Origin of the sequence: Streptomyces sp. NPDC102270 (assembly GCF_044766405.1) — a bacterium.
Classification (GTDB): Bacteria; Actinomycetota; Actinomycetes; order Streptomycetales; family Streptomycetaceae; genus Streptomyces.
On the sequence record NZ_JBIWLX010000001.1, the window covers coordinates 153,132 to 167,393 of the forward strand.

General features: G+C 70.8%; 16 protein-coding genes and 2 tRNA genes. 2 read left to right on the plus strand and 16 right to left on the minus strand.

The features are described 5' to 3' along the window. Positions 1–89: 89 nt before the first annotated feature. The 4 genes from ACIRP7_RS00635 to ACIRP7_RS00650 form a co-directional block, all read right to left on the minus strand. Positions 90–162: transfer RNA gene (locus ACIRP7_RS00635), tRNA-Ala, on the minus strand. 99 nt (positions 163–261) lie between these two features. Further along, positions 262–495, minus strand: a complete 234-nt coding sequence (locus tag ACIRP7_RS00640) for a hypothetical protein (RefSeq protein ID WP_003976229.1) — start codon at positions 493–495, stop codon at positions 262–264. 3 nt (positions 496–498) lie between these two features. Next, the gene (locus ACIRP7_RS00645; protein ID WP_352383877.1) at positions 499–672 is read right to left on the minus strand and encodes a hypothetical protein; all 174 of its coding nucleotides are present in this window, start codon (positions 670–672) and stop codon (positions 499–501) included. Positions 673–741: 69 nt separating this feature from the next. Then, positions 742–2,214, minus strand: a complete 1,473-nt coding sequence (locus ACIRP7_RS00650; RefSeq protein ID WP_403651962.1) for an MFS transporter — start codon at positions 2,212–2,214, stop codon at positions 742–744. A gap of 120 nt (positions 2,215–2,334) precedes the next feature. On the opposite strand from ACIRP7_RS00650, the gene ACIRP7_RS00655 reads away from it, so the two are divergent. Next, complete coding sequence (locus ACIRP7_RS00655; RefSeq protein WP_403651965.1) at positions 2,335–3,198, plus strand: helix-turn-helix transcriptional regulator; 864 nt, start codon at positions 2,335–2,337, stop codon at positions 3,196–3,198. A gap of 57 nt (positions 3,199–3,255) precedes the next feature. Here the strand turns inward: ACIRP7_RS00655 and ACIRP7_RS00660 are convergent. The 7 genes from ACIRP7_RS00660 to ACIRP7_RS00690 form a co-directional block, all read right to left on the minus strand. Beyond that, positions 3,256–3,328, minus strand: a tRNA-Ala gene (locus ACIRP7_RS00660). An 81-nt stretch (positions 3,329–3,409) separates the two neighbouring features. After that, on the minus strand, positions 3,410–4,069 hold the full coding sequence (locus ACIRP7_RS00665) for a histidine phosphatase family protein (protein WP_403651968.1): 660 nt from the start codon (positions 4,067–4,069) through the stop codon (positions 3,410–3,412). After that, a complete protein-coding gene (rsfS, locus tag ACIRP7_RS00670) occupies positions 4,066–4,509 on the minus strand; it encodes a ribosome silencing factor (protein WP_352383883.1) in 444 nt (147 codons plus the stop codon). Before rsfS ends, ACIRP7_RS00665 begins: the two co-directional genes overlap by 4 nt. A gap of 113 nt (positions 4,510–4,622) precedes the next feature. After that, positions 4,623–6,446 (minus strand): LytR C-terminal domain-containing protein, encoded by a 1,824-nt coding sequence (locus tag ACIRP7_RS00675; RefSeq protein WP_403651971.1) that lies wholly within the window; start codon positions 6,444–6,446, stop codon positions 4,623–4,625. A 16-nt stretch (positions 6,447–6,462) separates the two neighbouring features. After that, the gene (gene nadD, locus ACIRP7_RS00680) at positions 6,463–7,101 is read right to left on the minus strand and encodes a nicotinate-nucleotide adenylyltransferase (protein WP_403651974.1); all 639 of its coding nucleotides are present in this window, start codon (positions 7,099–7,101) and stop codon (positions 6,463–6,465) included. Between the two features lie 79 nt (positions 7,102–7,180). Beyond that, positions 7,181–7,345, minus strand: a complete 165-nt coding sequence (locus ACIRP7_RS00685) for a hypothetical protein (RefSeq protein ID WP_403651977.1) — start codon at positions 7,343–7,345, stop codon at positions 7,181–7,183. A gap of 129 nt (positions 7,346–7,474) precedes the next feature. Continuing rightward, positions 7,475–7,633 carry a hypothetical protein gene (locus ACIRP7_RS00690; RefSeq protein WP_088245276.1) on the minus strand — a complete coding sequence of 53 codons (159 nt, stop codon included), beginning with the start codon at positions 7,631–7,633 and terminating at the stop codon, positions 7,475–7,477. Between the two features lie 148 nt (positions 7,634–7,781). On the opposite strand from ACIRP7_RS00690, the gene ACIRP7_RS00695 reads away from it, so the two are divergent. Continuing rightward, on the plus strand, positions 7,782–8,882 hold the full coding sequence (locus ACIRP7_RS00695) for a M48 family metallopeptidase (protein ID WP_403651980.1): 1,101 nt from the start codon (positions 7,782–7,784) through the stop codon (positions 8,880–8,882). 95 nt (positions 8,883–8,977) lie between these two features. Here ACIRP7_RS00695 and ACIRP7_RS00700 read toward each other — a convergent pair whose 3' ends face one another. The 5 genes from ACIRP7_RS00700 to proB all read right to left on the minus strand — a co-directional run bounded on the left by ACIRP7_RS00700 (position 8,978) and on the right by proB (position 14,020). After that, the gene (locus ACIRP7_RS00700) at positions 8,978–10,048 is read right to left on the minus strand and encodes a hypothetical protein (RefSeq protein WP_403651983.1); all 1,071 of its coding nucleotides are present in this window, start codon (positions 10,046–10,048) and stop codon (positions 8,978–8,980) included. Between the two features lie 78 nt (positions 10,049–10,126). Beyond that, positions 10,127–10,720 (minus strand): hypothetical protein, encoded by a 594-nt coding sequence (locus tag ACIRP7_RS00705; protein WP_403651987.1) that lies wholly within the window; start codon positions 10,718–10,720, stop codon positions 10,127–10,129. Between the two features lie 58 nt (positions 10,721–10,778). Then, on the minus strand, positions 10,779–12,065 hold the full coding sequence (locus ACIRP7_RS00710) for a glutamate-5-semialdehyde dehydrogenase (protein WP_352383894.1): 1,287 nt from the start codon (positions 12,063–12,065) through the stop codon (positions 10,779–10,781). Positions 12,066–12,152: 87 nt separating this feature from the next. Continuing rightward, positions 12,153–12,704, minus strand: coding sequence for a hypothetical protein (locus ACIRP7_RS00715; RefSeq protein WP_403651990.1), 552 nt, complete (start codon positions 12,702–12,704; stop codon positions 12,153–12,155). A gap of 209 nt (positions 12,705–12,913) precedes the next feature. After that, the gene (gene proB / locus ACIRP7_RS00720; RefSeq protein ID WP_403653000.1) at positions 12,914–14,020 is read right to left on the minus strand and encodes a glutamate 5-kinase; all 1,107 of its coding nucleotides are present in this window, start codon (positions 14,018–14,020) and stop codon (positions 12,914–12,916) included. Between the last annotated feature and the right edge of the window lie 242 nt (positions 14,021–14,262).

Here is a 14,262-nt window from a genome sequence, read left to right on the forward strand (position 1 = left end):
TCCGGGCGGCCCCCTTCGTCGTATGCGGACAACTCCCCCTGGAAACGCAGCAATCCCGCCGGATCAAATGATCTGGCGGGATCTTTGTGTGGAGCTAAGGAGATTTGAACTCCTGACCCCCTGCATGCCATGCAGGTGCTCTACCAACTGAGCTATAGCCCCGTGCTGCGCTCCGCCCGGCTTCCCTGGCGGCGACGCCAACATTACACGGTCCACCGGGGGGAACACCAAATCGTTTCCCTGCGGGCAGCAGGGACGACGTCAAGCGGTCACGAACGAGTAGAACCGCTTCAGCGTGCAGTGTTCTTCGAGGAGACGGCCGTAGATCGGCTCACCCTCGAGTTCGCGGTACGTCTCGATGGGGTCGCCTTTTATGATCAGCGCCCGCGCGCACTCCTCGCACCAGTACTGGTAGTCGGGATTGACCGGCTCCATGTCCCGTACGATCGGCGTCCCGCTGCCGCACCAGTCGCACTTTCGCCTGTGTGCACCCATCGTTCAGCTCCAGCTGTGGCCGCAGGCCGTGCACACGTAGGAGATTCCGCCGTTGTCGCCGAGTACTTGGGCCACGTGGACAGAACCGCAGGAAGGGCAGATGAGGCGGACCGTCGTGTCCTTTGTCGACGCCGCTTCGCGGAGGTGGCCGCCCTCCACGAGGATGCTCGCAGGCATCACTACTCCCTCCCGTCGGGCCGCGCCCCCTTCCGGCCGTTTGATTCTGCCACGGCCGGACCAATACGGTCAGCGACGCCTGAGTACCAGTCCGGACACGGCGCCCACCGCGGCGGTCCCGGCCAGCGCGAACATGCACGCCCACAGCGCCTCCGCAGAGGTATACGCCTCGGAGGGGCCGAGTGACTCAAGCCGGTTCAAGAACAGTGTGCCGAACCCCGCGACGCCGATCAGCTGGCCGAGTTGGGTGACCGTGGCGAGCAGGCCGCTGGCGTCCGCCGCGTGCCGGGGCTCCACCGTGGCCAGGGCCCCGGTGAGCGTGGGGCTGAAGGCGAGCGCGAGCCCGACGCCCACGCCGGCGTACGCGGCGTACAGCGCGACACCGCCGTCGCCGCCGCCCTTCAGCGCCAGGCCCACGCCCAGCGCGCCCAGGGCGGTGATCAGGAACCCGGCGGGCGTCAGCAGCCGCTGCCAGGACGCGGGCCAGTGGCGCCAGGTCAGTCCGACGATGCCGAAGACCACCGCGGTCGGCGCGAAGGAGAGTCCGGCCCGCAGCGGGCTGTAGCCGAGGCCGCCCTGCACGTACAGGGTGAGCACGAAGAGGAAGCCGCCGTTGACGGCCATGACCGCCATGATCCGGAAGACGGCGAGCCCCATGCCGGGATGGCGCAGCACGCTCGGCGTGATCAGCGGGGCACCGCCGCGCCCGGCCAGCCGGGACTCGTAGCCGCAGAAGACGGCGAACAGGATCACGGCGGCGGCCAGGGAGAGCCAGGACCACAGCGGCCAGTCCTCCTCCTGCCCGAGCACCAGCGGCACCGTGCACAGTGACACGGCCGCGCCGAGCAGCACCAGGCCGGGCAGGTCGAGGCCGCGCGCCCGGTCCCGGGGTGTCGGACGGTCCCCGGGGAGCAGGACACGCGCGCCCACGGCCAGCAGGACGAGGCCGACGGGGACGTTCACGAGGAACACCGGCCGCCAGCTCGTGCCGAACAGGTCGGCGCTGACCAGGACTCCGCCGACGACCTGCCCGGCGGCGGCGCCGACCGCGAGGACCGCCGAGTAAGCGCCGAGCGCCTTCATCCGGGCCTCGCCGGTGAAGTTGCGCTGGATCAGGCTCAGCACCTGCGGGATCATCACCGCCGAACCGGCGCCCTGCACCAGCCGGAAGACGATCAGCTCGGTGGCGCCCTGGGCCAGCCCGCAGGCGAGTGACGCCGTCGTGAACAGGGCGAGCCCGGCGAGGTGGACCCGGCCGTGGCCGAACCGCTCGCCCAGCCGGGCGCCGGTGATCAGCAAAACGGAGTACGTGATGGCGTATCCGGCGACGACCAGCTGGAGTTGGGCGCCGGAGGCATGCAGTTCCGTGCCGATCGTGGGGGCCGCGACGTTCACGATGAACACGTCGAGCAGCGCCATGAACTGGGCGGCGAGGACGAGCGCGAGCAGCGGCCGGGGCCGGTTGTCAGTGGCGGGTGCTTCACTTCTGGCAGGTGGGGAAACGGACGCGGGATTCGGTCCCGTCCGGGGCGTTGTCGTCATGCCGTCGAGCATGAGGACATCCCGGTACGGGTGCCGAGAGCCCGCCGATGCTGGTACTGCCAGCACCTGGCAAGCGCCGGGTGCGGCACCGAGGATGGTCGTGACGAGGGGGACGTGACGATGAGGACGACACAGCGACGACGGCCCGAGCTGGCCTCGTTCCTGCGCAGCAGGCGGGCCCGGGTGACCCCGGCGGACGTGGGCATGCCGCCGGGTCTCAGGCGCCGCACCCCGGGACTGCGCCGCGAGGAGGTCGCCCAGCTCTCCGGTGTGGGTGTGACCTGGTACACGTGGCTGGAGCAGGGCCGGCCGATCAACGCGTCCGCGCAGGTCCTGGACGCCGTGGCCCGTACGCTGCGGCTCGACCCGCCGGAGCGGGAGCATCTGTACCGCCTGGCGCAGGTGGCGTTCGCCCCGGACCCGGAGGGTCTGACGCGGTCGACGGGCCCGGAGGTGCAGGGCATCATCGACGCCCTCGACCCGCTCCCGGCGGTCGTCTACAACTCGCGCTACGACATCCTGGCCACGAACACGGGCTACCGCGACCTGTTCCTGATACCGGAGATCATCGGCCTCGGGAGGGCGAACGCGCTGTGGACGCTGTTCACGGTGTCCGACGAGGCCTGCCCCCTGTTGCACCGGGAGCGCGAGCTGCCGGTGATGGTGGCGACGCTGCGGTCCTCGTACGGCAGACATGTGGGCGAGCCGGCCTGGGAGGAGTTCATTCGCGGGCTGTCGGCGGCCAGCCCGTACTTCGCCGAGCTCTGGGAGAGCGGTCAGGTGGTGCCGCCGGGGCCCCGGGTGAAGACCTTCCGTCACCGGGCCGTGGGCGAACTGCGGATGACCTCCCAGTCGCTGTCGATCGACGGGATGCCGGAGTGCCGGATCGTGGTCTACACACCGGAGGACGAGGAGACACGGGAGAAAGCGGCGCGACTGCGAAAGCACACGGAACAGGAGCACACAGAAAATCCCGCCTCCTGACGGAGACGGGACCCTGATGATCACCGATCTTTGACAACTCAACAGAGTGTCGATCTGTGGAGCTAAGGAGAATTGAACTCCTGACCTCCTGCATGCCATGCAGGCGCTCTACCAACTGAGCTATAGCCCCTTGTGTTCTTCCCGCTCGGCGGGCGAACAAGAAGAACTTTAGCCTGCGACCTGCCGGAAAGTGAAATCCGGTCCGTAGCCCTCAGTCGTCGTCGCCGAGCACCGGCTCGGGAAGGGTTCCGGCGTTGTGCTCCAGGAGGCGCCAGCCTCGGGCGCCCTGGCCGAGGACGGACCAGCAGCAGTTGGAGAGGCCGCCGAGGCTCTCCCAGTGCCGGGAGTCCAGGCCGAGCAGCCGGCCGATGGTGGTCCGGATCGTGCCACCGTGGCTGACCACGACGAGCGTGCCGTCCTCGGGGAGCTTCTCGGCGTGCCGGAGCACCACGGGGGCGGCGCGGTCGGCCACCTCGGTCTCCAGTTCACCGCCACCGCGACGCACCGGCTCACCGCGCTTCCACGCGGCGTACTCCTCGCCGTGCCGGGCGATGATCTCCTCGTGCGTCAGCCCCTGCCAGACGCCCGCGTAGGTCTCCCGCAGGCCCTCGTCGTGGGTCACGTCCAGTCCGGTGAGCGCGGCGAGCTCGGCGGCGGTGTTCGCGGCCCGCTGGAGGTCGGAGGCGACGATCGCGTCGGGCTCGAGGGAGGCCAGCAGCCGGGCGGCACGACGGGCCTGGCCGACACCGATCTCGGTGAGCTCGACGTCGGTGGTGCCCTGGAAGCGACGCTCCACGTTCCAGGAGGTCTGGCCGTGCCGCCACAGGATGACGCGACGGCCCCGGCCCTTGCGGTCGGCGGGAGCGGTCACCGCGGCTCCCCGTACTCGGCGTCGTCCTCCTCGGTCCGGAGCGCGGCGTGCTCCTGCGCCTTGCCGCGGGTCGCCTTGGCGTCGGCGGGCAGCTCCAGCTCGGGGCAGTCCTTCCACAGCCGCTCCAGGGCGTAGAAGACCCGCTCCTCGCTGTGCTGGACATGGACGACGATGTCCACGTAGTCGAGCAGGACCCAGCGGGCCTCGCGGTCGCCCTCGCGGCGCACCGGCTTGGCGCCGAGCTCCTTCGAGAGCCGCTCCTCGATCTCGTCGACGATGGACTTGACCTGGCGGTCGTTGGGTGCGGACGCCAGCAGGAAGGCGTCGGTGATCGAGAGGACGTCGCTGACGTCGTACGCGATCACGTCATGGGCGAGCTTGTCGGCGGCCGCCTGCGCGGCGGTGTGGACGAGCTCGAGGGAACGGTCAGTGGCGGTCACTACAAGGCTTTCGGTCGGCGGTCACTTGACACCAAGGGTCTCACGGACCGCCGACGGCACCCCACGCGATGGCGGAGATCACGCGGGGTGCCGCTGCGGGCCCGGGGCCGGGCCTAGGACGAGGAGTCGGGTTTGTAGTCCTGGCCGAGGATCACGGAGACGTTCGCGCTCGAGGAGATCGTGCCCTTGCCGACGGCACTGGTATGCAGGCCCAGGGTCTTGGCGACCTCGGTGGCGTTCGCCTTGTCGGCGTCGTCGGCGTAGACGACCTTGGAGGTGGCCCGGGCCGAGGAGGGTGTGCCGCCGTCGATGAAGGTGAAGCCGCCGTTGAGGAGGACGACGCGGGCCTTCTCCGTGTTGTCCCTGGTGCCGGTGGCGTTCTGGACCGAGACGCTCACGGCCGCGTCCTTGTCGGGGCTCTTCGCCTTGCCGCCGAGGACGTCCTTGACGACGCTCGCACTGGCCTCCGCACTCAGGGTGCCGTCCTGCTGGACGGGCAGCAGCGCGGTCCTGTAGTCGCCGCTCTTGGCGAGGTCCGCGAGCTTGGCGAGGAAGGTTCCGAGGTCCTTGTCCGTCAGGGACGGGTCGAGGATCTGGGCCAGCGTCTGCACGGTGGTGGTCGCGGCCGTCGGGTCGGAGGACAGCTTGCGCAGGACGCCCTGCAGGACCTGGCCGAACCGCTCCAGCTGGGCGTTCTGGGCCTCGCCGGAGGCACGGTAGGTGGCGTAGGCGACGGCCATCTTGCCGCTGAGGGTCTGGTCCTTCCCCTTGCTCACCAGGGGCGCCTGGCCCTTCTTCTTGGCGTCCGGATCGGGCACGGCGGCGTTGGTGTCGACGTCGATGTTCCCGACGAGGTCGACCAGGTTCTGCAGATAGGGGGTGTCCAGGCGCCAGGTGCCCTCGATGTCGGTGCCGAGGACGGTGTCGAGGGAGCCGACGGTTCCGGAGGAGCCGTCGTCGTCGACGGACTTGGCGAGGGTCGTCGTGGAGCCGTCGTCGGCCGTCAGGTTCAGGGAGTTGGGGATCAGGACGGTGGTGCCCTGCTTGATGGTGGTGTTGTCGACGAGCAGCGCCGTGGAGGTGCCGCCCTTCGTGGTGTTGTGCAGATGGACGACGATCACGTCGCGGTTCTGGGCGCTCGCCGCGATCGTGGTGCCCTTCTTGCTCTCCGTGTCCGACAGTCCTGGCAGCTTCCCGGCGTACCAGAGGTAGCCGACTCCGCCCACCGCGACCAGGGCGAGGACGACGACCAGGGCGACGAGCCGGCTGCGGGCGCGACGCTTGGCCTCCTCGCGGCGCTCGGTGCGGTTCTCGGTGAAGTCGAGCCAGTCGATGACGTCCTCGGAGTCGGTGTCGGGCTCCTCGACGAAGGCGAACTGCGCGGTGTGGTACTGCCGTTCGTCCCCGTCGGCGGGCTCCGCACCGGCACGGACCCACCCCTGATCGGCCGGTGCTCCCGCGGTGTGGCCGTGGCCGACCTGTGTCCCTCCGGCGTATCCCTGGCCCGCCTGTGTCCCCTCGGCCGGTCCGCCCTGGTGCGGGATGTAGGCCGTCTGCCCGGCGACGCGGGGCTGCCGGCCGCTCGCGGCGGCCCGGCCGTAGGGGTCGTACGCCGTCGCCGGACCGCCGCCCTGGCCGCCCCCGTCGGCGTAGGGGTCGTAGGGCGGCACGGGCGCCTGCTGACCGGTGTCCGCCGCGTAGGGGTCGTAGGACGGGACGGGGTTCTGGGTGCCCGTGCCGTACGGCGTGGCCTGCTGCCCGCCGGTGGCGTACGGGTCGTAGCCGTAGCCCTGCTGGGCGTAGGGGTCGTACTGCTGCTGCGGGGTCTGTTGCGGCGGGACCTGCTGGTACACCGGCCGGCCGTAGTCGTCGTAGCCGACGAGCTGGTACTGGTTCTCCTGGTCGTCGCCGTAGCCCGCGTCGTATCGGTCGTTCACCGGTGCCCCTCTCGGCTCACTCGCCGCGGTACAGCTCGCGCTTGTCGATGTACCGCACGACTCCGTCCGGCACCAGGTACCAGACGGGGTCGCCCTTGGCGACTCTCGCCCGGCAGTCGGTGGAGGAGATGGCGAGGGCGGGGACCTCGACGAGTGAGACGCCGCCCTCGGGGAGTCCCGGGTCGGCCAGGGTGTGGCCGGGCCGGGTGACTCCGATGAAGTGTGCCAGGGCGAACAGCTCTTCCGTGTCACGCCAGGTGAGGATCTGGCCGAGGGCGTCGGCGCCCGTGATGAAGAAGAGGTCGGTGTCGGGGTTGAGGGCCTTGAGGTCGCGCAGGGTGTCCGTGGTGTAGGTCGCGCCACCGCGGTCGATGTCGATGCGGCTGACCGAGAACTGCGGGTTCTCGGCGGTCGCGATGACCGTCATCAGATAGCGGTCCTCGGCCGGGGAGACCGCGCGGTGGCTCTTCTGCCACGGCTGGCCCGTCGGTACGAACATCACCTCGTCCAGGTGGAACTGCGCGGCGACCTCGCTGGCCGCCACGAGGTGCCCGTGGTGGATCGGGTCGAACGTTCCGCCCATGACGCCCAGTCGGCGCTTGCCGGGGCTCGACGGGCCGTTGCCCGGGCCGGTAGGCATGTCCTGCTCTCCCATGCGTGCAGACCCTACCGGCCCGGCCTGAGGAACCGGGCAGGCGGAGACCCGCAGTGCCCCGCTCCGGGCACCCGGCGCCTCAGCGGTCGCGGTTGAAACGGGTGGTGATCCACAGCAGGAGCAGCAGGATGAGGAACGCGCCACCGCCGGTCACCAGGGGGTTGAGGCTCTCGTGGTTGCCGCCGTGCTCCTGGCCCTCAGCGGCGAGGGTGACCAACTGGGCAGCGGTGCTGTGGAAGCTCATCTTCGGCAGGACCTATCCGGTGGGCGGGATAAAGACGTCGGCTCATGGTAAGCGGGCGCGGTGGGGGCCATCACGCCGACTCCACCATTGGAGGCCGCGCTCAGGGCGTCGGGGAACCTTCGCCCTTCCTCAGTCGTCCTTCCGCTTGTACCCCCGCAGCAGGAACCACGCGGTGAACGCACAGCCCAGGAACATCACGACCAGTACCACCCGGAGCAGATTTCCGGATCCCTGCTGCTCGGCGGCGCTCGCGGCCTCGGTGAGCCAGGCGGCCCGGGTGTGCTCCATGATGTGGACTCCTTCGCTGTACTGCCCGTCCACGCTATCTCCGCCTAGGCTGGGCTCTGCTTCGGGGGGGCGCAAAGGGCCGCACAAGGGTCCGTAAAGGATCACAGAGGCCGAAGAGGCACAGCCAAAGACGCACATGGGGGAAGACATGTCCGACGACGGCCATCAGAACAACGGACACGAGCAGGTGCCGAGCAGGCAGCGCAGGCGTTTCCCGGGTATCTCCTCGCGTGCGTACGAGCACCCCGCCGACCGCTCCGCCCTGGTGGCGCTGCGCAAGCTGAGCGGCTTCGACACGGTGTTCAAGGCACTCAGCGGACTGCTCCCCGAGCGGAGCCTGCGGCTGCTGTTCCTGTCCGACTCGGTGCGCGTCTCCGACCAGCAGTTCGCGTACCTCAACGACATGCTGCGGGACGCGTGTTACATCCTGGACCTGGAGAAGGTCCCGCCGATGTACGTCAACCAGGACCCGCAGCCGAACGCGATGTGCATCGGCCTGGACGAGCCGATCATCGTCGTCACCACGGGTCTGGTCGACCTGCTCGACGAGGAGGAGATGCGGGCGGTCGTCGGCCATGAGGTGGGCCATGCCCTCTCCGGTCACTCGGTCTACCGGACCATCCTGCTGTTCCTGACCAGCCTCGCCCTCAGGGTGGCGTGGATCCCGCTGGGCAACATCGCGATCATGGCGATCGTGACCGCGCTGCGGGAGTGGTTCCGCAAGTCGGAGCTGTCGGCGGACCGGGCGGGTCTCCTGGTCGGCCAGGACCTGAAGGCCTCGATGCGCGGCCTGATGAAGCTGGCCGGCGGTCACCATCTGCACGAGATGAACGTGGACGCGTTCCTGAAGCAGGCCGAGGAGTACGAGGCCGGCGGTGACCTGCGCGACTCCGTGCTGAAGATCCTGAACGTCCTGCCGCGTTCCCACCCCTTCACCACCGTGCGGGCGGCCGAGCTGAAGAAGTGGGCCGAGTCCCGCGACCACCAGCGGATCATGGACGGCCACTACCCGCGCCGCACGGAGGACAAGGACACCTCGGTCACGGACTCCTTCCGCGAGTCGGCCGCGAGCTACGCGACCAACGTCAAGAGCTCCAAGGACCCCCTGATGAAGCTGGTCAGCGACATCGCGGGCGGAGCGGGCGACCTGGGCGGCAGGGTGCGAAGGGGCTTCGGCGGCTTCTCGAATTCGGCCCCGAGGGACGACGACCGGCCGACCGAAGGGAACGGACCGGCCCAGGGCGACTGAACCCACCCACGCCCACCGAACCCACAGACCCACCGATCCCGCAGTCCCACCGATCCCGCAGTCCCACCGAACCCGCAGCCGACGACGAACCGCCGTCACACCTTCGGCTGCGCACTGGTGGCCAGCGACCCGCACAGCGCCGTCGCGCTCCCCGTCGCATACGGATCGGTCCCGGCCGGTCCGCCCGCCTTCGCGGTCTGGCCGGCCAGCAACGGATGCAACCGGTTCGTGGAGTCCTCAGCGCACGACAGCGGCCCGGCCTGGACGTACGACACGACCAGCTGGGCCGTGTGCATCCGCAGATCGTCCCGGTCGAACCGGAAGTGCAGCTCACGCCGGACGGTGAACAGCGCGGCCGCCGGGGAGGCACCTGCCGCGGCCGCCCGCAACGCGTACACGAACGTGTGGTCCGCCGTGACCTCCAGCGTCGAGGCGTCGGTCTCGGCGGCCTGGAGGCTGCCCTGCACCCGGATCCCGGCTTCGGCCAGGCGCACCTGCGCGGGGTCGAAGCGAACCAGCCACCCGGTCGGCGCGTGCCGGCCGTCGGCGGCGGGGTGGGCGAAACTCTGGTCGAACTGGTCGAGCTGTTCCGTGTCGAGGAGCACCCGCACGGCGCGGACCTGGTCGCGGACGAGGACGTCCGGGTCGAGCGAGGACCGCACGATGTAGTCCTTGGCCGTGGTCAGCGCGGACACGACCTGGCTGTCGGAGAAGTGCGCGGTCCGGCGGGAGGCCGGCAGCGGGATGCCCTCGGCGCCGACGCGGTACTGCGCGGCGGGGCTGTGCGCGTACAGGTACTCGGCGTCGGTGTGTCCCGGGACCTCGCCCTCGGGGGCCAGCGGGATGACGGTCATCCGCAGGGGTTCGACGGGCTGCCGGACCGCGGAGTTCTGGTAGGGGTGCCGTACACCCATGTAGATCGCGGTGCCGAAGGCGACGGCGATCAGCAGGACCAGGATCAGCACCTGCCGGGACAGTCCCCGGCGCAGCGGCGGGCGACGGCGGACGGCGGGCGCGTGGTCGGTGATGCGCTCCTGCGCGGAGTACTCCTGGAGGCGGGCAGCGCGGACGAACGACTCGTCGAAGACGACGGATCGGTACTCGTCCTCACCACCCACGGGGCCGCCCTCGGGTGTCCCCTCGGGTGGGTCTGCCGGCCCTCCCATATCTTCAGGGTAGGTCTCGGGGCGCTCAGGTAAACGCCCCGCTGCGCGACAAGTTCTGACAGGTTCTCACCAGGAGCGTCAGGGCGTTCGCGGGACCGCGGAGACGGCTGGCTGGGAGTAGTCGGCCGACGCCGAGGGCGTCACCGTGCTGCCCTGTTCCAGACCGGTCGAGGCGGGCGGCGGAACCCGGTCGCGGCTGCCCGAGGAGGCGCCCCGGTAGACCGCCGTGAAGGCCAGCGCGACCATGCCGATGCCCATGACGAGCGCGAGCATCCAGGCGACGGGGCGGTGCCAGCGGACCTGCTTGCCGTACGTCCCCGGGGCGCCGTAGCGACCCTCGAGGATATCGGTGTCGTCCAGGTCGTCGAGTTCCGGATCATGGCCGAAACCGCCGGGTCCGTAGCCGTCGTCGTACCGCTCGGCTCTGGGGCGGGCGCGGCGGGCCTCGGCCTCGGAGGCCTCCGCTCTCGCCCGGGCCGCGGCCAGGAGGCGCTCGACGGCGGTCGGCTCGTGCACCACGGCCGCCCGTACGAAGGCCTCGTCGAAGACCACGGAGGCGAACTCTTCGTCCGACACCCCGCGGTCGTGGTCGTCGTCGGGCTCCCAGCCGTCAGGGAACGGCGTGCCCCCCACGTCCTCCGGCACGAATCCAGAGTAGACCTGGGGGGTCAATTTGGGCAGACGGTGGGGAAATTCATCCGCCCTGTGAGACACCTCTCGCGCGCCGCGTTCAGCGGCGGATGTGGCCGTCGCCGGTGACGATGTACTTCGTGCTCGTCAGCTCCGGCAGGCCCATCGGGCCGCGGGCGTGCAGCTTCTGGGTGGAGATGCCGATCTCCGCACCGAAGCCGAACTGGCCTCCGTCGGTGAAGCGGGTGGAGGCGTTGACCGCGACGGTCGTGGAGTCGACCAGCTGGGTGAAGCGGCGGGCGGCCTGCTGGGAGGTGGTGACGATGGCCTCGGTGTGGCCGGAGGTCCACAGCCGGATGTGCTCGACGGCCTTGTCGAGCGAGTCGACGACGGCGGCGGCGATGTCGTAGGAGAGGTACTCGGTGTCCCAGTCCTCGAGCGTGGCCTCGACGACGGTCGCCTTGGTGTCCTTGGCGTACGCCAGCACCCGCTGGTCGGCGTGGACGGTCACACCGGCCTCGGCGAGGGCGTCCAGGGCGCGCGGCAGGAACTCGGGGGCGATGTCCTGGTGGACCAGGAGGGTCTCGGCGGCGTTGCAGACGCTGACCCGCTGGGCCTTGGAGTTGATCAGGATGTCGATCGCCATGTCGAGGTCGGCCTGGGCGTCGACGTAGACGTGGCAGTTTCCGGTGCCGGTCTCGATGACGGGGACGATCGACTCGGTCACGACGGTCTGGATCAGCGAGGCGCCGCCGCGCGGGATGAGCACGTCGACCAGGCCGCGGGCGCGCATCAGCTCGCGCACGCTCTCGCGGGACTCGCCGGGCACGAGCTGGATGGCGTCGGCGGGCAGTCCGGCGCCGCCCACGGCGTCGCGCAGCACCCGGACGAGGGCGGTGTTCGACTCGTACGCGGAGCCCGAGCCGCGCAGCAGGACGGCGTTGCCGGACTTCAGACAGAGGGCGGCGGCGTCGACCGTGACGTTCGGGCGGGCCTCGTAGATGATGCCGACCACGCCGAGCGGGACGCGGACCTGGCGCAGGTCGATGCCGTTCGGCAGGGTCGAACCGCGCACGACCTCGCCGACCGGGTCGGGCAGTGCGACGACGTCCCGGACGTCGGAGGCGATGGCGCGCACCCGCTCCGGGGTGAGGGTCAGCCGGTCGATGATCGCCTCGCTGGTACCGGCCTCGCGGGCCTTGGCGATGTCCTTGGCGTTGGCCTCGACGATCTCGCTCGTGCGGACCTCCAGGGCGTCCGCGATGGCGAGCAGCGCGTCGTCCTTCTCGGCCCTCGGCAGCGGGGCGAGGTCGGCGGCGGCGGCCTTGGCCCGGTAGGCGGCCTGGGTGACCGGAGTCATGGAGTCGTACGGCGAGAGCGAGGTCATACCGGAAGGGTAGTGCGCCGGGCGAGGCCGTCCACCCGTTGTTCCACAGCGCGAGACGGGATCAAAGGGACACCCGCCGGGACACGATCAGAACGGGTGGACCCCGACCGGCGAGGCCGGCGGCGGACCGTACCCCTCGGCGATGCGCTGGTGGTAGGTCTGGCGGTCGATGACCTCCAGGCCGACGATCTCCCACGGCGGCAGCCCCGCGGTCTGGCGGTGCTCGCCCCACAGGCGCAGGGCGACGGCGGCCGCGTCGTGCAGGTCGCGGGCCTCCTCCCAGTACCGGATCTCGGCGTGGTCGTTGGCGTAGCGACTGGTCAGCAGGAAGGGGTGGTCGTGGGCGAGCTGTTCGAGGGCGCGCCGGACCTCTTTCAGCGGGGCCTCGTCACCGGAGACGCTGAGGGTGACATGCCACAGGCGCGGCAGATCCTGGGGCTCCTCGCCCTGGTAGCGGTCGCCGGCCGCGACGCTCGTCAGGGTCCGCTCCTCACCGGCCGCCCGCGTGGCCCTGCCCCCGGTCTCGTCCTCGGCCGGGGCCGGGGAACCGCCGGCCGCCCTCGCCACGGTCCCCCCGGGGCGACCGGATGAAGCCGCCGCACCAGCGCGGGACGCCGCCCCAGGGCGCACTCGTCTCACGACGGCCTCCTTCATGCACAGGTCGACCCCACGGGTCGGGCGGAATGTTGTCCCTGGGACAAAGTTGAGCAGGCCGCAAGGGCTCGTGGGGCGGTTTTGCGGAACGTCCACCTCAGGGCGACGCCCTTGGCAGGGCGTTCACCCCGTTTTCGGACGGTACCCCCGGCATCCGGGGCCCCGTGGGGCGCGGGGCGGTCCTCAGACGGTCATCAGGGGTGCAGGATCACCAGATCGTCCCGGTGGACGACCTCCCGCTCGTAGGCCGGCCCCAGCTCGCGTGCCAGCTCCCGGGTGGAGCGGCCGATCAGCCGCGGGATCTCCCTGGCGTCGAAGTTGACGAGCCCGCGGGCCACGGCGTGCCCGGTGCCGTCGCGCAGTTCGACGGGGTCGCCCGCGACGAACTCGCCCTCGACGGAGGCGATCCCGGCCGGCAGCAGCGACTTGCGGCGGTCGACGACCGCTTTCACCGCGCCGTCGTCCAGGGTCAGCGAGCCCTGCGGGGTGGACGCGTGCTGGAGCCACAGCAGCCGGTCGGCGGAACGCTTGTCGGCGGGGTGGAAGTAGGTGCCGGTGTCACCGCCGGACAGCGCCTCGGCCGCGTGGACCGTGCTGGTCAGCACCACGGGGATGCCGGCGGCGGCCGCGATCCGGGCGGCCTCGACCTTGGTGACCATGCCGCCGGTGCCGACGCCCGCCTTGCCGGCGCTGCCGATCTCGATGCCCGCCAGGTCCTCGGGTCCGCGCACCTGAGCTATCCGCGAGGTGCCGGGCCTGCTGGGGTCGCCGTCGTAGACGCCGTCGATGTCGGAGAGCAGGACGAGCAGGTCGGCGTGGACCAGGTGGGCCACCAGGGCGGCGAGCCGGTCGTTGTCGCCGAAGCGGATCTCGTCGGTGGCGACGGTGTCGTTCTCGTTGACGATCGGCAGGGCGCCCATCGCGAGGAGCTTGTCGAGGGTGCGGGAGGCGTTGCGGTGGTGGGCGCGGCGGCTCATGTCGTCGCTGGTCAGCAGCACCTGGCCGACGCGGACGCCGTAGCGCGCGAAGGAGGCGGTGTAGCGGGCGACGAGCAGGCCCTGGCCGACGCTGGCGGCGGCCTGCTGGCGGGCGAGGTCGCGGGGGCGGCGGCGCAGGCCCAGCGGGGCTAGGCCGGCGGCGATGGCTCCGGAGGAGACGAGGACGATCTCCTTCTCGCCTCCGCTGCGGCTCTTGGCGAGGACGTCGACGAGCGCGTCGACCCGGTCGGCGTCGAGGCCGCCGGCAGCGGTGGTCAGCGACGAGGAACCGACCTTGACGACGATCCTGCGGGCCTCGCCCACGGCCTGCCTTGCCCCTGCCACCTTGTGTCCTGTCCCCTCGCGCCACGTGTGGGTCCTCGCCCGCAATGTACGCGAACGGGACGTGCCGACGCGCATCCGTCCACGTCCCGGACCTGCGGCGGACGGTGGATCTCCTGGCCCGGGCCGTCGCCCGGCCCGGCCGGACCGGGCGGGCGCATAGACCTGGCCGTCCCGGAGAGCAGGGGACACGCGCGTGTCGTCGGGCGGTCGGCACGCGTTAA

Excerpts from the sequence above, each read along its gene's own strand:
- ACIRP7_RS00640 (WP_003976229.1), bottom strand. The coding sequence starts at position 495 with ATGGGTGCACACAGGCGAAAGTGCGACTGGTGCGGCAGCGGGACGCCG.
- ACIRP7_RS00645 (WP_352383877.1), bottom strand. The coding sequence starts at position 672 with ATGCCTGCGAGCATCCTCGTGGAGGGCGGCCACCTCCGCGAAGCGGCG.
- ACIRP7_RS00650 (WP_403651962.1), bottom strand. The coding sequence starts at position 2,214 with ATGACGACAACGCCCCGGACGGGACCGAATCCCGCGTCCGTTTCCCCA.
- ACIRP7_RS00655 (WP_403651965.1), top strand. The coding sequence starts at position 2,335 with ATGAGGACGACACAGCGACGACGGCCCGAGCTGGCCTCGTTCCTGCGC.
- nadD (WP_403651974.1), bottom strand. The coding sequence starts at position 7,101 with ATGGGAGAGCAGGACATGCCTACCGGCCCGGGCAACGGCCCGTCGAGC.
- ACIRP7_RS00685 (WP_403651977.1), bottom strand. The coding sequence starts at position 7,345 with ATGAGCTTCCACAGCACCGCTGCCCAGTTGGTCACCCTCGCCGCTGAG.
- ACIRP7_RS00690 (WP_088245276.1), bottom strand. The coding sequence starts at position 7,633 with ATGGAGCACACCCGGGCCGCCTGGCTCACCGAGGCCGCGAGCGCCGCC.
- ACIRP7_RS00695 (WP_403651980.1), top strand. The coding sequence starts at position 7,782 with ATGTCCGACGACGGCCATCAGAACAACGGACACGAGCAGGTGCCGAGC.
- ACIRP7_RS00700 (WP_403651983.1), bottom strand. The coding sequence starts at position 10,048 with ATGGGAGGGCCGGCAGACCCACCCGAGGGGACACCCGAGGGCGGCCCC.
- ACIRP7_RS00710 (WP_352383894.1), bottom strand. The coding sequence starts at position 12,065 with ATGACCTCGCTCTCGCCGTACGACTCCATGACTCCGGTCACCCAGGCC.